We start from the raw sequence: 7,043 nt of genomic DNA, 5'->3' as shown, positions 1-7,043 counted from the left end.
CCCGACCTTGGCAAGGTCGTGCTCTACCAACTGAGCTATTCCCGCATTGTCGTGCATTTTCGTATCAAACACTGATTAAAACGATATCCGAAGAACTCGTAATTCCGTGTCGGTACGGGGAGCGCATTATACGAGAATTTCTTTCCCCTGCAAGCCCCTAACAAGAAATTTTTTTAAATTTCGTTCGTTTGCCGATAAAAACGGCAACAAGGGCGAATTATCGACAACATCCGGATAAAAAACAACTATTGCGTTAAATATCGCTGGTTCGCAGCGTAAATACCGCGATGAAGATCCGCTAGAAATCCTCATCGCAGCGTATTAACGCTTCAAAATGCTAACGCTTAAAGCTTGATAAAGTTTTCACGGTAATAAGCCAACTCGGCTACGGATTCGCGGATGTCATCCAAGGCTTGATGCGTGCCCTGCTTTTTAAAACCAGGCAAAATCTCTGGTTTCCAGCGACGCGCCAATTCTTTTAGCGTACTCACGTCCAGATAGCGGTAGTGGAAATACTGTTCCAACTCAGGCATATACTTGAACAGGAAGCGACGATCTTGCCCAACGCTATTACCACAGATTGGAGAAACGCCCGCAGGTACCCACTGCTGTAGGAACTCAATGGTTTTCTGCGCCGCGGTTGCGTCATCGATAGTGCTGGCTTTGACACGATCAACTAAGCCGCTGCCGGTATGGGTGCGCACGTTCCACTCATCCATCAGCGCCAGCTGTTCATCCGATTGGTGTACCGCAATCACCGGCCCTTCCGCTAAAATATTCAAATTGGCATCGGTCACCAACGTCGCAATCTCAATGATGCGATCGACTTCGGGATCGAGCCCCGTCATTTCTAAATCGATCCAGATTAAATTTGTTTCACTTCCACTCATTGCGGCCTCGGCTCTTCTTCTTCATCAATAGCGTGTATCATAGTCTTTTTGGCGACAACGAGCGATGGTCGTCAACTTCAGATTCGTTTTTGATATGGGTTTGTATGCCCGCCGAGCGTGGCGCTGCATCAAACTAACGTCGAGTTCGTTCAAACAAATGAGTGAGGCGCAGTGAGTAAGAACAAACTATCGAAAGGCCAACAACGCCGTGTTCAGGCAAACCATCAGCGTCGCCTGACCAAAACTGATAATAGACCAGAACTGGATGACTCCCTGTTTGGCGAGCCACAAGAAGGGATTGTTGTCAGCCGGTTCGGCAAACATGCCGACGTTGAAGCCGCCGATGGCACTCAGCATCGCTGTAATATCCGTCGAACCATTCGTTCACTGGTTACCGGCGATCGCGTGGTGTGGCGTTCTGGCGCACAGCCGGGCGTAAAAGGCATTGTGGAAGCCGTGCATGAACGCACCTCAATGCTAACTCGTCCTGATTTCTATGACGGCCTAAAACCGATTGCCGCCAACATCGACCAAATCGTTATTGTGTCGGCCATTTTGCCCGAGCTGTCGCTGAATATTATCGACCGTTATCTGGTCGCCTGTGAAACGTTAGAAATTGAGCCATTGATTGTGCTCAACAAAATCGATTTGCTGGATGAAGAAGGCCGTAAATTTGTCGAAGAAGCGATGGATATCTATCGCCATATTGGCTATCGCGTACTGATGGTATCGAGCCACTCGCAGGAAGGTATCGCTGAACTACAGAATGCGCTCACCGATCGCATCAGTATTTTTGCTGGCCAGTCCGGCGTGGGAAAATCCAGCCTGCTGAATGCCTTACTGCCAGAACTCAACCCTATCTTGGTAGGTGCAGTTTCTGATAACTCAGGTTTAGGCCAGCACACCACCACGGCGGCGCGTCTTTACCACTTCCCACAGGGTGGCGATATTATCGACTCCCCAGGGATCCGCGAGTTTGGCCTATGGCATCTCGATCCAGAACAAGTTACGTTGGGCTTCATTGAATTCCGCAAATACCTCGGTGGCTGCAAATTCCGCGACTGTAAGCACGACAACGATCCGGGTTGTGCGCTGCGTGAAGCCGCAGAAAACGGCGAAATTGCCGAAGAGCGCTATGATAACTATCACCGCATTTTAGAAAGTATGTCGCAGGTAAAAACGCGTAAAAATTTCTTTAATGAAGATTAGAATTTTCTGATTATTGAATGATTTATCAAATAATTGTGGTCGTGTCACGTTAGTACATCTCTCGCGATGCGGCCTCAAATATTGATAATATATACGGGCGTGCCTATCTGGTGCGGCCTCAATGTGACCTAAGTCACCGCAAAAGCATCACGGTTTTGCTTTAGTGGCATGTTATCCACCACTCTTTGGAAGGTGGAAAATCAGCATGCGAAGTGTTAAAAAGCAGACCAATTTATTGAGAATTTATTCCGACGGCGCAGATTTTTATTCCAGCGCCCCTCGGAAACTGACCCATTGGAAGAGGCTAACGTGCTCGATAGCATTAAAATTAAACTTCAATATTTACTGCCTAAACAAGGCCTGACTCGTCTTGCTGGTTGGGGCGCGAACAAAAAGGCTGGATGGCTGACTCAAGCGGTTATCAAAGCTTTCGTTGGCTATTACAAAGTAAATATGAAAGAAGCGCTCTATCCAAACCCTGAGCACTACAAAACATTTAATGAATTCTTTGTTCGTCCACTGCGCAGCGGTGTACGTCCGGTCGCCGACCACGCAGACGGACTGGTTTTGCCTGCCGATGGCGCAATCAGCCAATTAGGCAAAATCGAACAGGGTAAAATCTTGCAGGCCAAAGGCCATGATTACTCTTTGGAAGCCCTGCTAGCCGGCAACTATTTGTTGGCCGACGAATTCAAAGATGGTCATTTTGCCACGACCTACCTGTCGCCACGTGATTACCACCGCGTTCATATGCCTTGTAACGGCGTATTGCGTGAAATGATCTACGTTCCTGGCGATCTGTTCTCGGTAAACCCGCTTACTGCCGCTAATGTTCCTAATCTGTTCGCACGCAACGAGCGTCTAATTTGCATTTTTGACACAGATTTCGGCCCAATGGCGCAGATCTTAGTTGGTGCAACTATTGTCGGCAGCATCGAGACCGTTTGGTCTGGAACGGTTAACGTGACTCGCGAAGGCATTATTCAGCGTTGGACTTATCCAACAGCCGGTAATGAAGGCGCGGTAGTGCTGAAAAAAGGCGAAGAAATGGGTCGCTTCAAACTTGGCTCTACGGTTATCAACCTGTTTGCCGCCAACCGCATCGAATTTAACGCCACCCTAGCCAGCGGAGCCAAAACGCTCATGGGGGCTGAATTTGCTCACCGCGTTAACGCCGTGGCAGCAGCAGAAACCGTGATCGTCGAAGACACCATAGAGCAGACCGAAACGCCTGCCGCAGAGTAAAACGCGTAGTGGCAAGGCACAATTGATGTGTGCTTGCCATCTTTCCCGCCTTTATTCTTTAGTTTATATACCCAAAATAATTCAAGTCGCATTGAGGCGGCAACGCAGTGAATCCCTAGGAGTTTACATAAGTAAATGACTGGGGTGAGCGAGAAAAGCCAACAAAGATGCCGCTTGAAGTATGACGGGTATAAAGATTAATCAGAGAAACGTTCGCTAGAAGAAAGGAAGAGTTATGCGCCTGATTACCAAATTGTTGATAACCGGGTTACTGATGTTATCCCTTCCACTTAGTGCGAACGCAGCACTGAATGAGCAACAGCTCGCCCAAGAACTCAAACAAGCCGAATCCAATAAAAATACTCCCAATCAGGCTGAACTGGTTGAGGCGCTTCAGAGCGCGCTTAACTGGATCAATGAGAGTAAAGAGTCTGCTCAGCGTACTCAGCAATATCAGAAATCCATCAGTGATTTCCCCAAACTCACGCGCGAACTCCGCCAACAGCTCAGCGATGAAAGCACACCACCGCTGCCCGCAGCATCGATACCTGCTAGCGACGCAGAACAACAAATTCTGCAAATTAGCAGCCAATTGCTCGAAGTTTCACGCCAGCTGCAGCAAGAACTTGACCGTTCGCGTGCCATCAGTGATTCGTTAAGTCAGGTTCCGCTCAAACAGGCTACCGCCCGCAAGGACTTAACGGAGGCCGAACGCCGTCTGCAAAATCTGGTCGTCACCAGTTCCCCATTGGCGCAGGCGCAATCAAACCAGCTACAGGCCGAGGTCGCGGCACGTAAAGCGTTGGTCGACGAATTAGAGTTGGAACAGCTTTCTGCTAATAACCGTCAGGAATTGGCACGTTTACAGGCAGATGTACTCCGCAAGCGCCATGAGCGCCTCGATCTTCAGTTGCAGGATTTACGTAACTCGCTGAATACTCAACGGCAACGTGAAGCCGAACAGGCCTTAGAACGAACTCAGCAGTTAGTTGAACAAAGCGGCGATTTACCTAAATCAATTTCCGAACAGCTGAAAATCAATCAGGAACTGTCTCGCGCATTGAATGAGCAAGCTGCGCGCATGGATGATATTGCCAACCAACAGCGAACCGCCGCGGCGCAAACTATTCAGGTGCGTCAGGCTCTAAGCACCATTCGTGAACAGGCCCAATGGCTAGGAGTTTCCACCGCGTTGGGGGAAACACTACGTGCGCAGGTTGCACGCTTGCCTGATATGCCTAAACCGCAGCAGCTCGATGGCGATATGGCCAAACTGCGCGTGCAGCGTCTTTCCTTTGAAAACCTACTCAACAAAATTGAACCAGCCGCCGACTATAAGCAAAACGATGGCAAGCCTTTAACGGCTTCACAGCAGCGTTTGTTACAGCCCCAGCTTAAAACACAGCGCGAACTGCTAAACTCGCTGCTTTCCGGCTGTGATTCGCAAATCCTAGAATTAACCAAGCTAAAAGTTGCCAACACCCAGCTTATTGATGCGCTGACCGAGATTAAAGACGCCACCCACCGTTATCTTTTCTGGGCGGCGGACGTCGACCCTCTAGGCGTTAGCGCGCCGTTAGACGTTATTCAGAGTCTCAACCGCCTGCTGTCACTGGATACGCTTTCTCAGCTTAGCCAAGCGTTTCTCATGATGCTTACCACCAAAGAAACGCTGCTGCCGCTGTTTGGTGCCCTGTTACTGGTTGGTTTTAGTTTTTATTCTCGCCGCCACTATCAAGCCTTTATGGAGCGCGCCAGCAGCAAGGTCGGTAAGGTGACCCAAGACCATATTTCGCTCACGCTGCGCACGGTGTTTTGGTCAATTCTCGTGGCGTTACCGCTGCCGGTGCTGTGGGCGGCGTTAGGTTATGGATTACAAAATGCATGGCCCTACCCGATGGCCGTTGCCATAGGTGATGGTGTAACGGCTGCGCTGCCGGTGCTGTGGGCATTTATGATCAGCGCCGCATTTGCTCATCCAAACGGGCTGTTCATTGCGCATTTCCGTTGGGAAGAACAGCAGGTTAAACGCGCAATGCGCTACTACCTCATGTCAATTTGGTTAATAGTGCCGCTGCTGATGGCGCTGGTTACCTTCGATAATTTAGACGACCGCGCCTTTGCAGGATCGCTGGGGCGCGCCTGTTTCATCATGCTTTGTGTGGCGCTCAGCCTGCTGACCACCAGCCTGAAGCGTGCAGGTATTCCGCTTTACCTCAACAAGCAGGGCGACGGCGAAAACCTGATCAACCACGCGCTGTGGTGGATTTTGCTGTGTGCACCGCTGGTAGCCGCTTTCGCTTCCCTGCTGGGCTACTTCAACACGGCGCAAATTTTATTAGCCCGTTTAGAGAGCTCGGTAGCCATCTGGTTTATTTTGTTGGTGGTGTATTACATCATCCGCCGTTGGATGTTGATTCAGCGCCGTCGTATCGCCTTTGAGCGAGCTAAACAGCGCCGCGCAGAGCGTTTAGAAAAGCGTACCAAGGGTGAAGAGGACTCGACTCCGCACAGCGTTGAAGGGAGTCAGGACATTGAAGAGCCGGTAGTCGATCTCGACGCTATCAGCGCTCAATCGCTTCGTCTCGTTCGCTCGATTCTTACTATGATTGCGCTGGTCTCGCTTATCTGGCTGTGGTCTGAATTGCATTCAGCCTTCGCGTTTTTGGAAAACATTCGCCTGTGGGATGTCACCAGCTCATCGCAGGGGGTTGAAACCCTCCAGCCTATTACGCTCGGGGCGGTGCTAATCGCGATATTAGTCATGATCGTCACGGTACAGCTCGTCAAGAATCTGCCCGCGCTGCTGGAGCTTGGGTTGCTGCAACACCTTGATTTAACCCCAGGCACCGGATATGCCATTACCACCATCACTAAATATCTGTTGTTACTGATTGGCGGTCTGATTGGTTTCTCGATGCTGGGCATTGAGTGGGCGAAATTACAATGGTTGGTTGCCGCGCTGACCCTCGGTTTAGGCTTCGGTTTACAGGAGATCGTTGCTAACTTTGCCTCCGGCTTGATCATATTGTTTGAAAAACCGATCCGCATCGGCGATACCGTGACAATCCGCGATCTCACTGGATCCGTGACCAAAATTAATACGCGCGCCACCACGATTTCAGACTGGGACCGCAAAGAGATCATTGTGCCCAACAAGGCCTTTATCACCGAGCAGTTTATCAACTGGTCGTTAAGCGATGCCGTCACTCGTGTTGTGCTTACCGTGCCTGCCGAGGCAACAGCCAGTAGCCAAGAGGTAACAGACGTTCTGCTTGAAGCGGCATCAAAATGCTCGCTGGTGCTAGATACACCTGCGCCAGAGGCTTATCTGGTGGATATACAGCAAGGGATCCAGATTTTCGAGCTGCGTATTTATGCCGCTGAAATGGCGCACCGTATGCCGCTGCGCCATGAGATCCATCAGTTGATCTTGGCTGGCTTCCAGCAGCACGATCTGAAACTGCCGTTCCCACCGTTCCAAGTGAGCACCGATACATTGCGACAGGCGCGGGGAAGTATGAGAAGGACGTTTACGACTGGGGGGCTATAGTTTTTATGGCTCGCGCACCATCTGTCGTTTATGCCATGGCGGTGTAAGGTTTCGTTCGCCTATCCATTACGGCATTTACATATAGATTCCGTCGAAGGCGTCCGAGTCGGGTGCGCCAGCGCGCGCACCCAACACCCGCGCGCTTT

The 7,043-nt window shown here is 50.4% G+C and carries 4 protein-coding genes; 3 read left to right on the top strand and 1 reads right to left on the bottom strand.

Annotated features, from left to right (window positions below; all coding sequences use genetic code 11):
* Positions 1-344 precede the first annotated feature (344 nt).
* A complete protein-coding gene (orn, locus tag RSC70_RS20750; protein ID WP_040046327.1) occupies positions 345-890 on the bottom strand; it encodes an oligoribonuclease in 546 nt (181 codons plus the stop codon).
* Between the two features lie 171 nt (positions 891-1,061).
* On the opposite strand from orn, the gene rsgA reads away from it, so the two are divergent.
* The 3 genes from rsgA (at position 1,062) to mscM (ending at position 6,897) form a co-directional block, all read left to right on the top strand.
* The gene (gene rsgA, locus RSC70_RS20745; RefSeq protein ID WP_025798742.1) at positions 1,062-2,099 is read left to right on the top strand and encodes a small ribosomal subunit biogenesis GTPase RsgA; all 1,038 of its coding nucleotides are present in this window, start codon (positions 1,062-1,064) and stop codon (positions 2,097-2,099) included.
* A 309-nt stretch (positions 2,100-2,408) separates the two neighbouring features.
* Entirely contained in the window at positions 2,409-3,344 is a 936-nt protein-coding gene (gene asd / locus RSC70_RS20740) for an archaetidylserine decarboxylase (protein WP_332543465.1), read from the top strand.
* 235 nt (positions 3,345-3,579) lie between these two features.
* The gene (mscM, locus tag RSC70_RS20735; RefSeq protein WP_063585927.1) at positions 3,580-6,897 is read left to right on the top strand and encodes a miniconductance mechanosensitive channel MscM; all 3,318 of its coding nucleotides are present in this window, start codon (positions 3,580-3,582) and stop codon (positions 6,895-6,897) included.
* Positions 6,898-7,043 lie beyond the last annotated feature (146 nt).

It is taken from the genome of Hafnia sp. (assembly GCF_036648275.1).
In the GTDB taxonomy this organism is placed as follows: Bacteria; Pseudomonadota; Gammaproteobacteria; order Enterobacterales; family Enterobacteriaceae; genus Hafnia; species Hafnia alvei.
The sequence above is the reverse complement of the archived record's forward strand: the minus strand, read 5'-3'. Positions and strand labels throughout refer to the sequence as shown.